Source organism: Methanolobus mangrovi, assembly GCF_031312535.1.
Classification (GTDB): Archaea; Halobacteriota; Methanosarcinia; order Methanosarcinales; family Methanosarcinaceae; genus Methanolobus; species Methanolobus mangrovi.
In genome coordinates this window covers 379,893-398,499 of the sequence record NZ_CP133594.1, presented here as the reverse complement: position 1 = coordinate 398,499, position 18,607 = coordinate 379,893, and the positions used below count along the sequence as shown (strand labels likewise).

21 protein-coding genes are annotated in these 18,607 nt (G+C 39.9%); 10 read left to right on the top strand and 11 right to left on the bottom strand.

Going from position 1 to position 18,607, the window contains the following annotated elements; translation table 11 throughout:
- Window positions 1–11 precede the first annotated feature (11 nt).
- The 3 genes from RE476_RS02090 to RE476_RS02080 form a co-directional block, all read right to left on the bottom strand.
- Window positions 12–1,019: a type II glyceraldehyde-3-phosphate dehydrogenase gene (locus RE476_RS02090; protein ID WP_309308727.1), complete on the bottom strand. Its 1,008-nt coding sequence runs from the start codon at window positions 1,017–1,019 to the stop codon at window positions 12–14.
- Window positions 1,020–1,092: 73 nt separating this feature from the next.
- Window positions 1,093–1,281: a CooT family nickel-binding protein gene (locus tag RE476_RS02085; protein WP_309308725.1), complete on the bottom strand. Its 189-nt coding sequence runs from the start codon at window positions 1,279–1,281 to the stop codon at window positions 1,093–1,095.
- Between the two features lie 11 nt (window positions 1,282–1,292).
- Window positions 1,293–2,168 (bottom strand): damage-control phosphatase ARMT1 family protein, encoded by an 876-nt coding sequence (locus RE476_RS02080; protein ID WP_309308723.1) that lies wholly within the window; start codon window positions 2,166–2,168, stop codon window positions 1,293–1,295.
- 129 nt (window positions 2,169–2,297) lie between these two features.
- Here RE476_RS02080 and RE476_RS02075 point away from each other — a divergent pair, with 129 nt between their 5' ends.
- The 8 genes from RE476_RS02075 (at window position 2,298) to RE476_RS02040 (ending at window position 8,548) form a co-directional block, all read left to right on the top strand.
- Window positions 2,298–2,855, top strand: a complete 558-nt coding sequence (locus RE476_RS02075) for a VIT1/CCC1 transporter family protein (protein WP_309308721.1) — start codon at window positions 2,298–2,300, stop codon at window positions 2,853–2,855.
- A gap of 100 nt (window positions 2,856–2,955) precedes the next feature.
- On the top strand, window positions 2,956–3,900 hold the full coding sequence (locus RE476_RS02070; RefSeq protein ID WP_309308719.1) for a calcium/sodium antiporter: 945 nt from the start codon (window positions 2,956–2,958) through the stop codon (window positions 3,898–3,900).
- A 74-nt stretch (window positions 3,901–3,974) separates the two neighbouring features.
- Window positions 3,975–4,439, top strand: a complete 465-nt coding sequence (locus RE476_RS02065; protein WP_309308717.1) for a membrane-binding protein — start codon at window positions 3,975–3,977, stop codon at window positions 4,437–4,439.
- A 105-nt stretch (window positions 4,440–4,544) separates the two neighbouring features.
- On the top strand, window positions 4,545–5,102 hold the full coding sequence (locus RE476_RS02060; protein WP_309308715.1) for a CBS domain-containing protein: 558 nt from the start codon (window positions 4,545–4,547) through the stop codon (window positions 5,100–5,102).
- A 174-nt stretch (window positions 5,103–5,276) separates the two neighbouring features.
- Window positions 5,277–6,428 (top strand): pyridoxal-phosphate-dependent aminotransferase family protein, encoded by a 1,152-nt coding sequence (locus RE476_RS02055; protein ID WP_309308713.1) that lies wholly within the window; start codon window positions 5,277–5,279, stop codon window positions 6,426–6,428.
- A 16-nt stretch (window positions 6,429–6,444) separates the two neighbouring features.
- Window positions 6,445–6,909 (top strand): riboflavin synthase, encoded by a 465-nt coding sequence (gene ribC / locus RE476_RS02050; RefSeq protein WP_309308711.1) that lies wholly within the window; start codon window positions 6,445–6,447, stop codon window positions 6,907–6,909.
- A gap of 58 nt (window positions 6,910–6,967) precedes the next feature.
- Complete coding sequence (gene ribH, locus RE476_RS02045; protein ID WP_292466149.1) at window positions 6,968–7,372, top strand: 6,7-dimethyl-8-ribityllumazine synthase; 405 nt, start codon at window positions 6,968–6,970, stop codon at window positions 7,370–7,372.
- A 33-nt stretch (window positions 7,373–7,405) separates the two neighbouring features.
- Window positions 7,406–8,548 carry a pyridoxal phosphate-dependent aminotransferase gene (locus RE476_RS02040; RefSeq protein WP_309308708.1) on the top strand — a complete coding sequence of 381 codons (1,143 nt, stop codon included), beginning with the start codon at window positions 7,406–7,408 and terminating at the stop codon, window positions 8,546–8,548.
- 48 nt (window positions 8,549–8,596) lie between these two features.
- On the opposite strand, the gene RE476_RS02035 is transcribed toward RE476_RS02040, so the two are convergent.
- Window positions 8,597–9,052, bottom strand: coding sequence for an adenylyltransferase/cytidyltransferase family protein (locus RE476_RS02035; protein ID WP_309308706.1), 456 nt, complete (start codon window positions 9,050–9,052; stop codon window positions 8,597–8,599).
- Window positions 9,053–9,305: 253 nt separating this feature from the next.
- Between RE476_RS02035 and RE476_RS02030 the strand changes: the two genes are divergently transcribed.
- Entirely contained in the window at window positions 9,306–12,230 is a 2,925-nt protein-coding gene (locus RE476_RS02030) for a CHASE4 domain-containing protein (RefSeq protein WP_309308704.1), read from the top strand.
- A gap of 46 nt (window positions 12,231–12,276) precedes the next feature.
- On the opposite strand, the gene RE476_RS02025 is transcribed toward RE476_RS02030, so the two are convergent.
- The 5 genes from RE476_RS02025 to RE476_RS02005 form a co-directional block, all read right to left on the bottom strand.
- On the bottom strand, window positions 12,277–12,513 hold the full coding sequence (locus RE476_RS02025) for a cytochrome b5 domain-containing protein (RefSeq protein ID WP_309308702.1): 237 nt from the start codon (window positions 12,511–12,513) through the stop codon (window positions 12,277–12,279).
- A 54-nt stretch (window positions 12,514–12,567) separates the two neighbouring features.
- On the bottom strand, window positions 12,568–14,412 hold the full coding sequence (locus tag RE476_RS02020; protein WP_309309545.1) for a PAS domain S-box protein: 1,845 nt from the start codon (window positions 14,410–14,412) through the stop codon (window positions 12,568–12,570).
- Window positions 14,413–14,749: 337 nt separating this feature from the next.
- Window positions 14,750–15,262 carry a peptide-methionine (S)-S-oxide reductase MsrA gene (msrA, locus tag RE476_RS02015; RefSeq protein ID WP_309309544.1) on the bottom strand — a complete coding sequence of 171 codons (513 nt, stop codon included), beginning with the start codon at window positions 15,260–15,262 and terminating at the stop codon, window positions 14,750–14,752.
- A gap of 209 nt (window positions 15,263–15,471) precedes the next feature.
- Window positions 15,472–16,269, bottom strand: a complete 798-nt coding sequence (locus RE476_RS02010) for a DUF1638 domain-containing protein (RefSeq protein WP_309308700.1) — start codon at window positions 16,267–16,269, stop codon at window positions 15,472–15,474.
- Between the two features lie 23 nt (window positions 16,270–16,292).
- The gene (locus RE476_RS02005) at window positions 16,293–16,466 is read right to left on the bottom strand and encodes a hypothetical protein (RefSeq protein WP_309308697.1); all 174 of its coding nucleotides are present in this window, start codon (window positions 16,464–16,466) and stop codon (window positions 16,293–16,295) included.
- Between the two features lie 126 nt (window positions 16,467–16,592).
- Between RE476_RS02005 and RE476_RS02000 the strand changes: the two genes are divergently transcribed.
- Complete coding sequence (locus RE476_RS02000) at window positions 16,593–17,093, top strand: GNAT family N-acetyltransferase (protein ID WP_309308695.1); 501 nt, start codon at window positions 16,593–16,595, stop codon at window positions 17,091–17,093.
- A 64-nt stretch (window positions 17,094–17,157) separates the two neighbouring features.
- Here RE476_RS02000 and RE476_RS01995 read toward each other — a convergent pair whose 3' ends face one another.
- Entirely contained in the window at window positions 17,158–17,886 is a 729-nt protein-coding gene (locus tag RE476_RS01995) for an amino acid ABC transporter ATP-binding protein (protein ID WP_309308693.1), read from the bottom strand.
- Complete coding sequence (locus tag RE476_RS01990) at window positions 17,867–18,559, bottom strand: amino acid ABC transporter permease (RefSeq protein WP_309308691.1); 693 nt, start codon at window positions 18,557–18,559, stop codon at window positions 17,867–17,869. The genes RE476_RS01995 and RE476_RS01990 overlap by 20 nt, the downstream gene beginning before the upstream one ends.
- Between the last annotated feature and the right edge of the window lie 48 nt (window positions 18,560–18,607).

Genomic DNA, 18,607 nt, shown 5'->3' with positions numbered 1-18,607 from the left:
TTGAATTTATGTTAAAGTCCCATTGCCTTGTTTGTCTTTGCTATGGATTTTGCACCATCGGTCTCAAGTTCCATCATGGCACGGATAGCATCGACGTTCTCAGGAATTACATCGGATTCCTGGTGGATAGCCTGGAAGAAGTAAAGTTCTCCTTCATACATTGTAACGGAGTCTTCCCAGACGCAGTTCTCCCACATATCGCCCCTTGGACGTCCAAGGTCCTTTCCAAGCTCCATAATTTCTGCTGTTGAGCCTATTCCCTGACCTATCATCCTTACACGTGACTGTTTTGCAAACAATGCCTTGACATCATCAGCAGTGCATTCCTTTTCCATTTCAATGTTAAGGGTGTGCAGGTGCATCAGGGTTGTAGGAAGCTTCACGGCGGTTGAAGCTATGTTAATGTGTGGTAAAACGGACTTTACATCAGGTCCATGGTGGGAAGGGAGCTTGATCGGGTTTGGCACGATAGCATTGATAGGTCCGTTCTTGACATCGTTCGGATCAGCTGATCTTCTCATGAGTGTTACTCTTACTTTCTTTACACCATATTCCTGGTCAAGAGGATAGATCACTCTGCACAGGCCTGTAGTGTTACAGGACACGACCCTTACGAAGTCCTTTCCGAGTGCCTCAGTATAATTTGCTTCTGCGTTAAAGGAGCAGCCTGCAAGTTCATGGTCTTCGCCACCCTGCCAGATAGCTTTTACACCTGCTTTCTCATAAAGTGCCTTGTTCTTTTCACCGATTCCTCCTGGCGTACAGTCAACAACGACATCAGCTTTTGCTATCATGTCATCAACTGTGCCTGCAGCAGGAATGCCGGCCTTGTTCATGGCATCGACCTTGTCAGCAAGGGTATAAACATCATAGCCTTTGTCATGCGCAACGAAAGCTTCGTAGTTTGGCCTCGTCTTAGCGATACCGATTATCTCCATATCATCCTGAACGGTAACAGCATCAGCAACCCTTTTACCAATCGTACCATATCCGTTTATTGCAACTTTTACTTTTGACATCTTGATTCCATCCTATCTTATATTATTTGTACTTGACTTCAAATTATTAATGAATATTTAGTAACGCAAAAAATCACTTGTGAAGTATAATAGCTTCCCCGGTTCCAAAATTGATCTCTTTTATCGACCCCTTTACAGTCTCTTTCTCCCCGAGTATACCATACAGGTCGATATTCTCCCCGTCTACGACCATCTTCGTAACAGATTCCATTATCATGTTACGGGTTTCGCCATTGATAAGAATTACTTTCAGTTCACACATAAATGTTCCTCCTATTCAAGTAACCGGGCTACTGAGCAGCCTTTAGGTGCACCGATATCCTCTCCCACAGGATCACACTTCACCTTAAGTAAATATGCTATTGGTCTATAATTCTCTTCTGACAATGTCTCGTAATTTGCCATTCCCTTACTTATGATAAGTGAAGCATTCTCAAGTGCTTCCTTAAGCTCCTGTGGCGCTTCCTCAAAACGAACTCCTATAGCATTGGAACCTGTTGTAAGTACACGGTCGACCTTTTCAGCAATGCCGAACTCTTTGACCTCTTCCATTGTCACATCATTCAGTATTGGTGCACCTCTGACAACAAGAGTTATGTTTCCGCCCATTTTTTTGATTATCTCAAACACAAGAGTATCTATTAATATCTCACCACAATTATCAGCAAGATATACAACATTACTGAGCTTATCCAGCATCTTCTCAGTATCATCTATGTCCAGTCCACGCTTGAAATGTTCCTTAAACGTCTCATCAAACACATCAATAGGTACTTCAAGTCCCATGACACCGTAATCAAAATAGTTACCTATAACAGCTGCAAGAACTGAACGTTTGAATGTAGCGACATCGTCACCATCACCGTTAAAGACATGTGAACGTATGACAGGCATGAACCTGGCTGCGGTCTTGCTGCTCAGTTCTTTCATTTTAAGATATGGATCATTGTCATTCAGAATCTCATAGGCTTTCCTGTGCATAGGCGTAGACAGTTCTGCTGCGGGCATTCCCGGCTGATAGAGTGAATTCAATACTTCTATACCACCGAGAATTGCTTTATGCATAAGCTCTTCGTCATCAGTTGACAGTTCTGCTTCCAGGTGAACCCTGGATAACAGGCAATATGAACATCTTGGGTGAACTTTCATAGGATCATTCCTCTGTGGATTGACGGGTCTTTATTTTTATTATATGCAATAAGTTTAACCTTGGTAATATCCGAAAACAAAATAAGCTTTGTGTGTATCTTTAAATTGACTTTAGGATAGAAGATAATTATGGATAGAACATATCGCTATAAGGCAAAACGCTTTAAACTTAAAACTGAGCATGGCAGATACATAATCCTTGGCAGTATCGATGGCATACTTGCAATATTAGGTGTGGTAATTGGCACATCCCATGTTTCCAGTGATCCCGCTATTGTAATGAATGCAGCACTGGGTGGAGCTGTTGCTCTGGCACTTACCAATGGTGTCGGTTCATATCTTGCTGAAAGTGCCGTAGAATACGGTAAACTGGCAGAACTGGAAAAGCCCCTGCTTCGCAGCCTCAATAGCACAATACTAGAACGCAATACAAAGAAAAAGATATGGAGTGACTCATTCTTCCACGGGGGAGCAAGCTTTTTCGGTTCACTTATCCCTATACTTCCATTCTTACTTCTTGATGAACACATGCTTGAAGCAGCAATCATTTGCAGCATATCAGTTCTATCAATTCTTGGAATGTACTCCGGCAAACTGGCAAAGCAGAGCATGATTAAGCATTCTGTACGAATGGTGGGTCTTGGCATACTGATAGTTGCAGCTGTCACCATGCTGGGACTGGAATGAACTCTTAAGAGGGTTCTTTCTGAACCCTTTCTTCTTTTTATTTTATTCTGTTTTCTGTTCGCACTTACTTTTAAATCTCATGGGAATATAATGGACTCTCATGCTTTTGACAGTTGTATTATTGCTTGTAAGCCTGGGGATGATCACAAAAGGTGCTGATTGGTTTGTAGAATCTGCAGTATCCATTTCTGAGAAAAGTGGTATCCCAAAGATAATTATAGGAGCAACAATCGTAAGTTTTGCAACTACTGCACCTGAATTCACGGTTTCTGCAATGGCAGCTTACCTCAACCATGTAGAAATGACAGTTGGAAATGCTGTCGGTTCCGCCATATGCAATATAGGCCTTGTATTAGGTGCCGTTATTATCATCAAGCCAATACCGATAGAACTTCACAGTTTCACCCGTAAAGGCGGGTTCATGCTGAGCTCTGCAATACTTCTTATAATTGTGGCATACGATGGTGTAGTATCCCCTTTTGACGGAATTCTGTTGTTGATGGTATTCCTTGGATTCATGTATTATAATTTCCGCCTTCAGCGCGCTATTTTTGACGGAAATGAGGGTGTTAGAGAAAAAGTACCGTTAAGCCAGCTAAAGAAGGATATTCTCCTTTTTATTGCAGGTGCTATGCTTGTTGTCATAGGCAGCCGCATTCTCGTTGATGCAGGCATAACTATTGCAGAATGGCTTGGTGTTCCTGAGATGATAATTGCCCTCACACTGGTTGCACTGGGCACTTCACTCCCTGAGCTGATCACTGCTGTTTCGTCAACACTAAAGGGACATCAGGATATTTCCATAGGCAACATACTTGGTGCAAACACAATGGATATTGCCCTTATCCTTGGTGCGTCTTCACAGATAAGACCATTGACCATTCTCCCACAATCTCTTGCATATGATTTTCCACTTATGATCCTGATAATGGTGCTTCTTGTGATATTCGGAATCACAGGAAGAAAGCTACAAAGATGGGAAGGTGGAGTTATACTAGCCGCCTATTTAGGATATGTAGTGGGCTTGTTCACGCTGTATAATTAAATTCGACATCTGAATAAAACGATACCTTTAAATTGTGATACAAATCTAACTTTATAAGAAAAAGGGGTATATTTATGCAAAAGAAAATGATTGTATTTCTTGTATTGTTGGTATTGTCACTTGCAGTATCCGGGTGTAGCGATAAAGAAACATCAACCGTTACCATTGAGGATGAAGATGGCCAGGAATACGAAGTCACCTATACGGAAGGTACTGATGATGAAAATTGTCCCGTAGGATCTGTCTGGACTACAACTAATCCAAACACGGGTGAAGTCGTTTCCATGGAAATAGTAGGTAAAGAAGTTATTAATGGGATAGAGATGTGTCAGGCAGTCTACGAAACTGACACAGCTGACGAGAACGGCATAGTCAAAGTCGAGTATCTCTGGTCCAATGAGAATGAGGAAACCTTCATGTGGACAGCCTACGACGAAGACGGCAATATGGTCTCGGAAATGAAAGCTATGGATGGAAAGATTACAATGTCTGACAGTGAAGGCGTTGTAATGGAGATGGAAATCCCTGATGATGAATGATCATTCATCTTTTCACTATTTTTCTTTTTTCAGGCTTAATTCATAAGCGAAAAATTGTTATTTCCTAATTGGATTTAAATAGGATAATTACCTTCAGTAATACCTATGCAACTTCCATCACCTGATGAATTGAAGCAAAAAAGGACGGACCTTGGTCTTACACAAAGTGATCTTGCAAAAAGGGCAGGTGTCAGTCAACCGCTTATAGCCAGAATAGAAGCGGGGGATGTAGACCCCAGACTGTCGACCCTCAGAAAGATCATCGATGTATTCAATGATATCGAAAGAGAGGACATCTATGTCAGGGACATAATGAACCGGGACCTGATATCCGTATCACCTGATGAAAGCATCGATGCTGCAGTCCACATCATGGAAAAGTACAACATATCACAGATACCGGTCATACAGGATGGAATTTCTGTTGGCAGCCTGTCAGAAGATATGATAGTCAGATCAATGACGGATAAGAAGACTTCTGTTGTATCACATATGAAAATAGGTGATATAATGGGTGATTCATTCCCGACACTCTCCCCAAACACAGATGTCAAAACTGCATCCTACATGCTGGAGAAAAATCCGGCGGTCCTGATACTGGAAAAAGGACAGGTAACAGGAGTCGTGACCAAGTACGACATACTGAAATTGCTGAGTGAATAATGTGTCTGGCTAAAGTTAAATAAGAAGGTTGCATATCAGGCAAAAGTTGCCCTTTCGGGCTAACTTAATTGTATATCATGCAGGTAACATACCATGATAATAGTACAGTTAATTAACGTAATTGAACATTAATGAAATCATAATTTACAGGTCAAAGATAATCAGGAGATTTATATGGATCTAGAAGATGGACTTCTTATGATGCCAGGACCAGTTCCTGTTGCACCTCGTGTTCTCAGGGCAATGTCAAAACCTATGATCAATCATAGGGGAGCAGAGTTCTCAGCAATGTATGATGACTGCTGTGAAATTCTGGCTGACGTATTCCAGACAAAAAATGATATTTTTATTTTAAGTGGTTCAGGTACTGCCGCAATGGAAGCAGCTGTTGGATGTACAACAGGCAAAGACGATGTTGTAGTTACCCTTGAAAATGGAAAATTCGGTGAAAGATTTAAGAAGATAGCCTTGAGGTACGGAAAAGTAAATCCTCTTGAAAATGAATGGGGTTCCTCCTTTGATCTGGGCGAAGTCGAAAAGAAGCTTGAAGAAGGTGCAAAAGCAATCACCCTTGTCCACAATGAAACTTCAGCAGGAATTCAGAATCCTGCAAAGGAGATTGGTAAGCTTGCAAAGAAACACGACGTACTCTTCATAATGGACGGTGTGACAACCCTCGGAGGAGATGACGTTAAAGTAGATGAATGGGGTGTCGATATTGCTGTTGTCGGTTCACAGAAATGTCTCGCTGCACCACCTGGCCTTTCAATGGCCTCTGTCAGTAAACGTGCCTTTGAAGCTATGGACGAAAAGGAATCACTGCCATATTATCTGGATCTTAAAGCATACAAGAAGAGCGGCGACAAGTCACAGACACCATATACTCCGGCAGTTCCCCTGTTCTTCGGCCTTCAGGAAGCACTCCATATTGTAAAGGAAGAAGGTATGGATGCAAGGATAAAGCGCCATGCAACATGTGCTGAAGCCGTCCGTGCAGCAGCAAATGCAATGGGTATTGAAATGTTCCCGCAGCTTAATGATGAATTCAGCCACTATTCCAACACAGTCACAGCCATGAAAGCTCCAGAAGGAGTTACAGGCAATGATATAAAGAAAGATATGATGGCAAGAGGTATCACCATCGCGGGAGGACAGGATCACCTTAGCGGCAAGATCTTCAGGATTGGAAGCATGGGCAATGTACAGCCAAAAGATATCATACTGACGATACAGGAACTTGAAGTAGTCCTCAGAAAGAGAGGAGTAATATCCGAACTGGGAATCGGCGTGGGAGCCGCCAGCGAAGTGCTGGATACCCTCCTTTAATATTAATCAGGTGAGCATGACAACAATAGGCGTTGTAGACACTACATTTGCACGCTTTAACATGGGTAAAGCTGCAATCGATGAGATCCAGAAGAACATGTCTGCAAAGATAATGCGCAGAACAGTTCCAGGCATAAAGGATCTCCCGGTGGCAGCCAAAAAACTTATAGATGAGGAAGGATGCGACATAGTTATAGCTCTTGGCATGCCCGGCAGCAAAGAGCAGGATAAGATATGCGCACATGAAGCATCTACTGGAATTATCCAGGCGCAGCTTATGACAAATACCCATATCATAGAGGTTTTTGTTCATGAGGATGAGGCAAAGGATGAAAAAGAACTGGCCTTCCTTATGGAACAAAGATCAAGAGAACATGCACTCAATGTTGTCAAAATGTTATCCAGACCTGAGAAATTGATAAAGGAAGCAGGCACCGGTCAAAGACAGGGATTTGAGGATGTCGGGCCTGCAAGGATATGATGTCGTATAAAGAAATGATGGAAAATATAAATTAATATAAAAATCTTAAGTGATTATCATGACCATAAAATTGGGATTTGTAATAGCTGAATTTAACAGAGACCTTACTTTCCAGATGGAATTGCTCGGTGAGGAGCATGCAAAGTTCCTTGGAGTAGAGGTAGTGGAAAAGATCCTGGTTCCAGGAGTATATGATATGCCCCTTGCTATCAAAAAACTCTGTGAGCGCGATGACATTGATGCAGTGGTTACAATAGGAATTGTTATTGAAGGTGCAACAAAACATGACGAGATCGTTGTGCAACATGCAGCAAGGAAGATTACCGATCTTTCACTTGAATATAACAAACCTGTGACCCTGGGAATTGCCGGACCAGGCATGACCAGAATGGAAGCTCACCAGCGTGTGGACTATGCAAAACGTGCTGTGGAAGCAGCAGTCAAACTCGTACAACGTCTTTAAGGGTTCATACTAAAAAAATGGTTGGATAGTTCCATGGCATCATCAAGACTCGAGCGTGTGGAAGAATCGGCAACGATTAAAGCTGCAAATGTTGCCAACAAAATGAGACAGGAAGGTATAGATATAATCAGCTTCACTCTGGGTGAACCTGATTTTAACACTCCTAAACACATATGTGATGCAGCAGCAGATGCAATGTACAGGGGTGAAACGCATTACACACCTTCTGCCGGAATTCCGGAACTTAAGGATGCTATTGCCAACAAGCTTTGTACAGAGAACAAACTGGATGCAAAGGCTTCGGATATAATAATCACACCCGGTGCAAAGCAGGCCATTTTTGAAATAATGATGTCAGTACTTGACGATGGAGATGAGGCAATACTTTTTGATCCTGCATGGGTCTCATATGATCCTGCCATTAAATTTGCAGGTGCCAACACTGTATGGGTACCAACTGATGCAGAAGATGGCTTTAAGCCTCAGAATCCTGAAGAGTACGTCACTGACAAAACAAAGCTTATAGTTGTTAACAGCCCAGGAAATCCAACTGGAGCTGTTTATGATAAGCAGACCTTAAAAAATATAGCTGATATAGCTATCGATAATGATATACTCGTGCTCTCCGATGAGATATATGAGAAGATAATCTACGACAGGGAACACCTTAGCATTGGTTCCTTTGAAGGTATGCAGGACAGAACCATCACAGTCAACGGTTTTTCCAAAGCCTACGCAATGACCGGGTGGAGACTTGGTTATGTTCACGCAAGATCGGATATCATCAAAGGTATGTTAAAGATACAATCCCATTCCGTCAGCAGTGCAACAAGCTTTGTCCAGTACGGTGGCGTTGCAGCTCTTGAAGGACCACAGGAACCAGTAACCGAAATGGTTGACAGGTTCAAGATGAGACGTGACCTTCTTGTAGACGGCCTTAATGCCATTGGTCTAAAATGCCAGAAACCTGGTGGTGCCTTCTATGCCTTTGCAGATGTGAGCGAGTATGGAAATGGTGATGCCATTACAGAAAGACTACTTATGGATGCACACGTTGCAGTCACTCCGGGCTCTGCCTTCGGTGAAAGCGGCAAGGATTTCATAAGAATATCTTATGCTACATCACTGGAAAGAATACAGGAAGGATTAGAAAGGATAAAAACAGCACTTGTCTGATATGTCCTTTTTTATTTTACATTTTTAAAATACGGTTTTAACTTTTGCTTACTTGTAGCGTTCAAGTATTTTTTTAATTATCTTCCCGCTACTGCAAAGTGGACATGATAATGAATCTCCAACCCGTACCACCTTACAGGCAAAACCTTTATCGCATAAATCTTTTTCAAGTTGCTGAATATCAAAACCCTGATCATATCCAAGCGCAATTATATCAGGTTGTATTTGCTTTATAGGTAGAAAAATATCAGAATCGCTTCCAAGAATGGCCTTATCAACGATCTTCAGGGAACTTACCATTTCCAGTCTTTGTTCATCCGGAATTATCGGTTTTGGTTTATGCCTGATCATAGATTCCCTGGCAACTATCACATAGAGTTCATCACCCATCTTTTTTGCTTCGCTAAGATAGAGTATGTGTCCCGGATGAAGCAGATCAAATGTTCCTGTTGCAAGTACTCTTACCAAAACATCACCTGTGTGTTGCATCCTATAAACAAGCATACATTATAAAGATAGCTCCAAAATAACCTTCTCTAAATAACGATAAGTCGCAAACATTTCTTTTGATATAAATACACATAATATTTATACATCTTATTGTATACTAATTGCATAAATTATACTTTGAGTATAAGTTGCACATCAAAAACGTATACCTGATTATTTAAAATTGATGGATATTTCAGCTCATTCTGTAAAGCACATAAAATTGAGCAGATTGTACGCCTTTTTGCATTCAGGCCACGGTGACAGTATGAAGATCTATAACAAAACAACAATAACTCTGGGAATAGTTTTTTTATTCCTCTTTTTACTAACAGCAGCTGTTACCCATTACGTCTTCATGAGCCATACGGAACAAATTGAAAACGATGTGCTGAAAGATAATTCACAAAGAGTCCAGAGAGCATTCCAGAATGAGATATACCATATGGATGATACCTTGTATGACTGGTCTGCATGGGATGCAACATATGAATTCATGCTGGAAAATAATTCAGATTACATCACATCAAATTTTAATTTTCTTGAAACTTTTACAACCCTGAATATCAATTTAGTAATGTTCTACGATACAGATGGAAAACTCGTTTACAAAAAAGCTGTTGACCTGACAGAAGAAAAAGAGATCACTATAGACCCTGATTTTCTTGAACATTTCTATAAAGGTAGCATCCTGCTGCACCATCCTTCAATTAACTCATCATTTTCAGGCATCATCACGCTAGAGAATTCGCCTGTCATAGTTGTCTCAAGGCCAATTATAAAAAGCGATTATACAGGTCCTGTTGCCGGTACTATTATTATGGGAAGGTTTCTTGATGACTCATTTATAGAACCAATGGAGGAACAAACATTACTCCCTATTAATGTTCAGTCCTTTGAAAATTCAGATTTGCCTTCTGATTTTGTATCTATCAAAGAGCAACTGTTGAATGAAAATTACATTATAAAGACAAATAATAATAACATTATTTCAGCTTATTTCCTAGTTGAAGATATTTACGGAAAACCATCATTTATAGCGAAAACTGAGATGTCAAGACTCATTTACAAAGAAGGACTTGCAGCTATATCAGCAACATTCTACATGACCCTCCTGATATCAGTATTATTTGCCCTTCTTTTGTCTTTCCTGTTGAAAAAGAATCTGTTATCCCGAATAACTTCACTAAGAAATGGAATTGAGACAATTGATTTTAAAGCTGATATCAACTCCCGCCTTTACATGAATGGAGATGATGAATTATCTGACCTTGCAGACAACATCAATTCCATGCTGAATTCTTTGCAGGAAACAAGTTCTATATTCAGGTCCACAATCGAATCTGTTACTTATGGCCTCATTGCAGTTGATACAAATCGTGAAATACTCTTTATTAATCCTGAATTTATCAGGATGTTTGATTTACCGCCTGAAATGGAATCTGAAAAAGATGCAAAACTGATCTTGAAAGCAATCAGCTTAAAGACCAAAAATCCGGAAGAATTTGAAAAAGGGGTTGTAGACAGAGGTTTCTCATCAATTCTACACAGATCTTTCATAGAACTACAGGATGGAAAGACCATTGAGGCATATTCACTGCCTCTTTTAAATAATGAGACTATTTACGGGCGACTTTATACCTTCAATGAAATTACAGAATTGTTGTCTCGTGAAAATGAACTTAGAAAAGAGATTGTCAGAAGAGAAGAAGCGGAAGATAAATTACTTCTTAGTGAAGAAAAATTCTCAAAAATAGCCACCTCTGCCAATGATGCAATAATAATGGTCAACAATGGAAGTAAAACCATCTTCTGGAATGATGCAGCTACAAGAATGTTCGGGTATTCTGATAATGAGATAATGGGTGAAGATATTCACAGTTTTATTTCACCTGATAGATATCTTGAAGCATATAAGTCTGGTTTCAAGAAATTTACAGAAACAGGGTTAGGTCCGGTTGTTGGTAACACAATCGAACTTGAAGGAAAAAGAAAGGATGGAACTGAATTCCCAATCGAACTTTCATTATCCTCAATGCAGCTATCCGATGGAACATGGAATGCCGCTGCCATCATCCGTGATATTTCAGAACGTAAACGTCTGGATAATATGGAACATGACCTTCTGGAAAGATTGACAACTATTATCAACAACATAAACAGTGGAATACTACTCATTGACAGAGAAAATAAAACAATAGCCGATGTAAATCCAGTTGCATCAGAGATGATAGGTCTTCCCAGGGACTCTATCATCGGAAATATTTGTCATAAATTTGTTTGTCCTGCCCAGGAAGAACAATGCCCCATAATAGACCTTGGTCAAAAAGTTGACCTGTCTGAAAAATTCCTTTTAGACAAAAATGGAAAGAAAATACCCATCATAAAATCAGTGGTTTCTGTCAACCTAAAAGGAAAAGAGTATCTAGTTGAGAGTTTTTATGATATATCCAGTAGAAAGAAGGTAGAAGAAGCACTTATTTCAGCAAAAATTGCTGCGGAAGCTTCCGACAGAGCAAAGAGTGAGTTCCTTGCCAATATGAGTCATGAACTTCGTACACCATTGAATTCAATTATAGGCTTTTCAGATATGCTGATCTATAATGAACATGATGTTTTTGATGAACGACAAACAAGGTACCTCACCAACATCTCAAACAGTGGCAAGCACCTTCTGGAAGTTATAAATGACATTCTGGACCTATCTAAGATAGAAGCAGGAAAAATGGATCTGGTTACAGAAGAGTTCGATATTTATGATGTACTTGATGAAGTCAAGAAAACTGTTTCAACCCTTGCAATAAAGAAAGGCCTTTCTCTTGAATTTGATATTGATGATGATATCAGGACCATAACTGCTGACAGGCTTAAGCTAAAACAGATACTCTATAACCTGATAGGAAACGCAATAAAATTCACCATGGAAAACGGTTCCATTCATGTATCTGCAAAAAGGGTTCTGAATAATATCGAAATAGAGGTAAAGGATTCAGGTATAGGCATACATCCTGATGATCAGAAAAAGCTGTTTGAACCTTTCAGGCAGATAGAGTCGGCATTGAACCGGAATTATGATGGTTCAGGACTTGGGCTTACAATTGTCAGGAAATATATAGAAATGCACGGAGGAAAAATTCGTGTTGAAAGTGAACCTGATAAAGGTTCATCATTCATATTCGAGCTACCCCTGTAAAACTACTATAATACTAAAACTGAACTGTTTAAAAAACATTGTTTGCTTACTTTTTGATCGTACCCACTACAGGGTAACCTTCCAGTGCATCAGTCTCATGAGGGGCTTCCATATCCAGAGACTCGGTCAGATCTGTTCCTGCCTCATGTAATCCCATATGTTCCCCACCGTCCCAGAACTCACTGGCACTTACATCATAGACATTGCCATCGTAGACAACATACACTTTTTCATTATCTCTACCATTATACTTTGCAACTTCTTCCATCGTAAATTCCTGCATATCCTCACCACTTATACATTTAATTTTAAGTTTATAGGTTTTTGGGTCTTGCTTTCATTTTCCGTTTACTTTTTTGGGTATTGTAAATATGAAATTGCTTCCTTTTCCGGATTCACTTTTCACATATATATCCCCGCCATGCATCTCGATGAACTCTTTTACAAGAGCAAGCCCAAGTCCTGTCCCCCCATATCGTCTGCTTGCATGGGATTCGAGTTGCCTGAATGGCAGGAATATTTCTTCCATGCGTTCTTCAGGAATACCAATCCCGCTATCACTCACCGATACCTCAAAAGTGTCTTCATTTTCCACGATGGAAATAGATATCGATCCATTTTGTGGAGTGAACTTTATCGCATTTCCGATAATATTGTAAAGAACCTGTGATATCTGAGTTTTACCAAGTTCACATGTTCCTGTGACAGACCTATCCTGCACATCTATACTGATATGCTTCTGAATTGCAAGCGGTTTGAGTATTTTTATAGTTTCATGAATAAGATCAACAATATTCATATTTTCATAATAAAGCTCAACTTCCCCATTTTCTATTTTAGAAATATCGAGAATACTATTGATTATACCTAATAGCTGCCTACCACTACCCGATATATGCCCAAGGTATTTTTCCTGTTCATTATTCAATTCCCCGAACATTTGTTCAAGCAGAACATCAGAGAAGCCTATAATTGAATTCAATGGCGTACGAAGTTCATGGCTCATGTTCGCTATGAATTCATTCTTTGTCCGGTTTGCTATCTCTGCCGCTATTTTTGCTTCAAGCATTAGTTGCTCTGCATTTTTTCGGGCCGTGATATCACGACTAACACCCAGGGAACCGATAAGTTTCCCATCCGGTGTTTTAAGAGGAGCTTTAAATGTCTCAAAGAGTACTTTATACCCATCAGGATAATCCAACCATTCCTCATTTTTACGAGAGCTATCGGATTCAATTACTTTTTTATCTTTTTCACGGAAAAATCTTGCTGTATCTTCATCAAAAAGATCAAAATCATTCTTTCCAACGATATCCTCCACAGAACGGCCCATGAATTCTGATAAAATTGGGTTACAACCAAGATATACACCATCCATATCCTTGAAAAATACCATGTCCGGTAAAGACTCGAGTAACCCCTCAAGTAATGTTGTCTTTTCAATAAGAGAATTTGCTGCCTTTTTGTATTCAGTTATCTCAAGCATCACTCCAACTATCCCAATTATCTTCCCGCTTGAATCAGTAAAAGAGGCTTTGTTGAAAATGAAATTACCTGATGTACCATCGGTCTTCCTGACAATTCCTTCATATACCTGTGTTCCCCCATGTAACATTAGTTCCATGTCGTACTTGTGATACACAGAAGTCATCTCATAAGGTATCGAATAAGGGAAATCAAACAGTGTTTTTCCAATTATCTCTGTTTTAGGTACACCGATTATTTCTTTTGAAAATGCCTTATTACAACCAATGTAGACGTTATTTTTGTTTTTATAAAAGATAGGACTTGGAATGGTATCCAATAGTGTTTCCACAAAATGAAGCTGGTTTTTCAGGTTATTATCAGCATTTTTGTGTTCTGTAATGTCACATATTATAATTCCCTGAATTGAATTATCCCCTTCATCTACTGGAGATGAAGTAATTTCCACATCCATTACTGTTCCATCAGTTCTTCTAAGTTTCAGTTCAAATTGGGCGAATTCACCATTGATACTTTTCTCAGTATTATTGTCCCTACCTACAACAAATGAAAGCAGATTCTTTGTTATCAATTGCTCCCTGGTGTAGCCCAACAACTTACACGCTTCAATATTGGCATCCATTATCTGTCCTTTTCTATGAATAAGAACAGCATGGGACAAGTTTCCAAAAAACAACCGGTATCTCTCTTCGTTTATACGTTTTTCTTGTTCGGAACTGTTTTCTTTCAGGTTGTCACCCCAAGATGCGGTTTTGTTTCATGCATTATTTGGGAAATATAAAGTTTCCTCTTAAAAATGTTCGATGCTTTCCAGATTTAGCATTTATTTTAAGGTCAGATCTAAATTATTTGATAACTTTATAAATAGTCTTTTCTTTACATTTAAAATCAAAATTGGTATGGTAACTGTTTCAAACAGAGGAGTATTAAATTTGTCGATACACAATTACCATTACTAAAGGCAGATAAAGAAAAAAGGCAAGCCGATATTTATGATCGTAAACGCAAATTGATCATAACATCCGCACAATACCTTAATATTTTAGAATACATCCGCCATCATTACCCATTTTATCGAAATATTGCTGGTGGTATTCCTCTGCACGATAGAATGGTCCTGCAGGTAATATCTGAGTTACGATCTCTCTGGAATATTTCCCTGATTTTTCCCGATTCATCTTTGAGGCTATGGCAGCGTTTCTTTGTTCAGCACTATGATAGAATATAGCAGAACGATATTGTGTTCCAATATCCGGTCCCTGCCTGTTGAGACTGGTAGGATCATGCAATTCCCAGAAAAGCTCCAATAACTTTTCGTAAGGCACAACCGATGGATTAAAAACAATCTCTACAGCTTCTGCATGCCCGGTGGTTCCTGTGCATACTTCTTTGTACGTTGGATCTTCCTTTGATCCACCGGTATAGCCCACCTGAGTGAATTCCACACCCTTTACTTTTCTAAATGTTGATTCCACACCCCAGAAACAACCGGCTGCAAATGTTGCTATTTCGTAACCTTCATTAAGTAACTCTTCCCTTGATCTCATTTCATCACCTATAGAACTGGTTGACACTATCTTTGGCGATTCACATGATATGCCTGCATAAGCAAAGGTCAGTAAAAACAATATGAATATATGTCTGGTTCTTACATCCTGCATTAGCGATAAAGACCTTCCCCTGTTAAAAACTGGGATTCCATACGGTATAAATCTTTCTACTATGGCGTACAACCATTAAATACGGAAAGTTTACACTAGCAACCGACTATCTCTTTTTTGATGGAAGTATAGCAGTCCTCAAATATATTCTGGCAACCTTCGATTTCCAGAACCTCAAAATCAAAAATCTCTGCAAACTCAGCTACTTTCTCATCAAAGTTATCTGTATGGGATAATCCGGTCTTTATCTTGGCAACCCGTTTGTATCCGGTGATCTCATTGACCTTCCTGAGCATCTTAATCGTTTTATCAGGTTTCTCAGGGTCGACTCTCATGATCTCACGCCAGGCATGTGCATACATAGGTGTGAACAGGAATGTCCCCTTGTCACTGAATTTCTTGAGAGTCGAAAGATATTCACTACAGCCACCCAGAGTAGCACCTACACAATCATCAACTGTTCGTGTTTCATCCCTTAGTATCCTCACAGGACATGATGTTCCAAGATGTTCAAAATCGGTTTCTATCTTGTCAAACACATTTCCGCAAAGCCCATAAAAGAGGAGGATACCGCTGGAATACTTGCTTAGTTCTTCCAGTAGTTTGTATACTTCTGTTTTGAGGATCTTTGGAAACTCATGTAATGCAAGCTCAACCATATACACCATAACAGAATAACGAGTGGGATCATTCTTGTAGCTTTCAGTATCATCAGGCAATCTATCAGGAGACAAGAACCGAAACTTGAGACCTGTTTTTTGAAGTTTGGAGGCAAAGTCATCCTCCTGCCCATTGGCAACAACCAGTATTTCATCTACTGATGGATCATTTTCCAGAATGTGAACAACCTCATCCTGAAGAATTTTGCACGATAATATTGTCAGCAGTGGCATATCAGTACCTTATTCATTAATTCCTATTCATTCTTTTGCATGTACAGGTAAACAAAGCTTATCGCAAAAGCCACTATTCCGGAAGGGATGCCGACAAACAGCGAGAAGAAGATCTTATCCTGCAGGACCTGAGTAACTAGTACAGTTACCAGTATAAAAACAACAAGACTTATTACCACGATTTTCGCAATTTGCATCTTTTTATTCCTTATTAGCAGTTTTCACTGGTTTATTAAAAATACTAGTATTCTAATAGAATGAGAAGTTGACGCTCTTTAAACCTGCATTTATTGATTGATTTGCAACAGCTCAAAGGTGAGATAATGGAAAACGATCCAGGGAAAAATGAAATAATTATCCGGGAAACAGGTGAACAGGACATTCCCCTCATTATGGACTTTGTAAGGTCATTAGCCGAATTCGAGGGTCTTAGCGACCATGTCCTTTCAACAGAAGAAAGTCTTAGAGAAGCACTCTTTGGAAAAAGACCGTATGCAGAAGCAATAATAGCTGAGCTTGGCGGTAAACCAGCAGGATTTATAATATTCTTTCATAACTTCTCTTCCTTCGTTGGTAAGCCCGGTTTGTATATTGAAGATATATTTGTCCATCCGGAATTCCGCGGAATGGGTATTGGAAAAGCGCTAATGGTCCGTTGCGGACAGATTGCAGAAGAACGAAACTGTGGGAGAATGGAGTGGAGTATGCTTGACTGGAATCCTGCAAAACAATTCTATGAACACTTTGGTGGTGAAGCCCAGAAAGAATGGGTAATATACAGGTTGGACGAGAAAGGCATAAAAGACCTTGCAGAAAAGAAGTGAACAGATGATCTCAGCATCAAACCATCTGTTTTTAATTTCCAACTTTTAGTTTTTGCCACTTCATTCACAGTATTTTACTGAGGAACAATTTTGTCCTCTCGTGTTTAGCATTGGAAAATATCTCTTCGGGAGTTCCCTGCTCAACTATGACACCATCATCCATGAAAAGTACCCGATCTCCTACTTCCCTTGCAAATCCCATTTCATGAGTGACAACTACCATGGTCATACCCGCCTGTGCAAGGTCTTTCATAACATCAAGAACATCTCCCACCATTTCAGGATCAAGTGCTGATGTCGGTTCATCAAAGAGCATAACCTTTGGATGCATGGCAAGTGCCCTTGCAATTGCAACCCTTTGTTTCTGTCCACCGGAAAGTGCAGAAGGATAAACATTTGCCTTGTCTTCAAGTCCCACTTTTTTCAACAGGTCATGGGCACGTTTTTCAGCTTCCTCATTTGTGAGCTTCCTGACCTTTATGGGAGCAAGGGCAATATTCTGAAGTGTTGTTTTATGGGGAAACAGGTTAAAGTGCTGGAACACCATGCCAGCTTCCTCACGTATCTTATTAATGTTGATACCTTTATCAGTTATCTTTTCACCGTCGATGGTGATATCACCGGATGTTGGCATTTCCAGAAGATTAAGGCACCTGAGGAAAGTGCTTTTGCCTGAGCCCGAAGGACCTATGACACAAACCACTTCATTTTTCTTTATGTCTACAGTGATACCTTTTAATACTTCAAGTTCACCGAATCTCTTGTAAAGGCCTTTAACTTCTATCACTGACACCAAGCCTCCTTTCAGAATATGCAACTATGCGTGATATTACAATTGTCAGTATCAGGTACATCAATGCTACAGCAATATATACCGGAAAAGCTGCAAAGGTTCTGGAAATATATAACTGACCCGTCTTTAGCAGTTCATGTACACCAATTACAGCGAGAAGTGACGAATCCTTTAAAAGAGCAATGAACTCGTTTCCAAGAGGCGGGATTATTCTCTTGAATGCCTGTGGAAGGATAATCTCTTTCATTGCCAGTCTTTCATTCATACCAAGTGAGCGTGCTGCCTCCATCTGTCCCCTATCTATGGATTGTATACCGGCACGCACTATCTCTGCAATGTAGGCTCCACTGTTTATACTGCATACGATTATACCGGCAAGTATCGGGTCTATCTGCAATGGATTTCCCGTTGCATTGGAATAAAGACCCGGAATACCGTAGTAGAAAAGCAATATCTGAACCAGTAAGGGAGTTCCCCTTATAAAATCAATGTAAACAATGCTGGGATACTTGAACATTTTTTTTCGGGATAGTTTTCCAAGACCGGAAATCGTACCAAGTATCATTCCGAAAAACAGAGAGAAAGATGTTATCTCAATTGTTATCATTGACCCTGTTACCAGGTCAGGTAAAACTTTGATTATGTGTTCCAGATATGAAGATAAAAGGGACAAGGGTATTACCTCGATTTTTTGTGAAAATTACCTGTATATGTCCTAAAA